Origin of the sequence: Oxobacter pfennigii (genome assembly GCF_001317355.1) — a bacterium.
Taxonomy (GTDB): domain Bacteria; phylum Bacillota; class Clostridia; order Clostridiales; family Oxobacteraceae; genus Oxobacter; species Oxobacter pfennigii.
In genome coordinates, this window is sequence record NZ_LKET01000057.1 from 1 (window position 1) to 861 (window position 861).

The following is an 861-nucleotide window of genomic DNA, read 5'->3' on the forward strand; positions in this document are numbered from 1 at the left end:
AAGATTGTTTGAAATGGAACAGTTGCCATCAAGCAAATAATTCATGAATCCCTCTTTATGAGTTAAAGCATAGTAAAAGGCTTCATTAAGCTTGGATTTGGGCATAATTTTGCCTTTGTTCAAATCAAGCCATGACCAAAAGGCATCCAATACAGGCTTTTCCCGTTTCAGGCGCTCTGATTTTCGTTCTTCACTCGATAGATCTTCAAGGGACTTTTCTATATCGAAAAGCTTATTGCAATATGTAATACCCTGACTTGGAATGGTTGATTCCGGACTTTTAATATCCTTTGGCAGGGCATCTACAAAGTATCTTCGAAGATGCGACCAACATAAACATCGGATTATTCCGGAAACTTTATTGTAGCCCGAGTAAGCGTCTGTATGCATATATCCTTTGAATCCTTTTAAGAATTCCTGAGGATACTTGCCGCTTCTTCCAGGCTGGTATTCAAAAATTCTTATGGGGTGTTCACTGTGCTTTCCGGTGCTATACACCCACATGTAAGAATCTGTAGTGTTTTTGCGGTTTTCTTCTTTCATAACTTGGATGGTGGTTTCATCTACATGAATGTACTTTTCCAGAAGAAGTTTCTTATGCATCAGATTAACTATGGGCATCAGCCAGTCACGGGATGCAGCTATAATCCAATTGGCCATGGTAGCACGGCTTAAGCTGACACCAAGCATCTTCCAATCTTTCTCCTGGCGGTTAAGCGGAAGAGCATTTACAAATTTTTGATGCATTACCCATGCTATTGTAGAGGGAGATGCCATAGAATGCTGAATAACGGGAGACGGCATTGGAGATTTCTCCATATATGGTTTGCCGTTTTTACGGCAGGTACGGCATTCATAAGT

Annotated in this window: 1 protein-coding gene; it reads right to left on the reverse strand. The window is 40.7% G+C overall.

Features of this window, described 5'->3' with window-relative positions:
* The coding region (gene tnpC, locus OXPF_RS18665; protein ID WP_152967811.1) for an IS66 family transposase at nt 1–861 on the reverse strand (861 nt) is incomplete at both ends.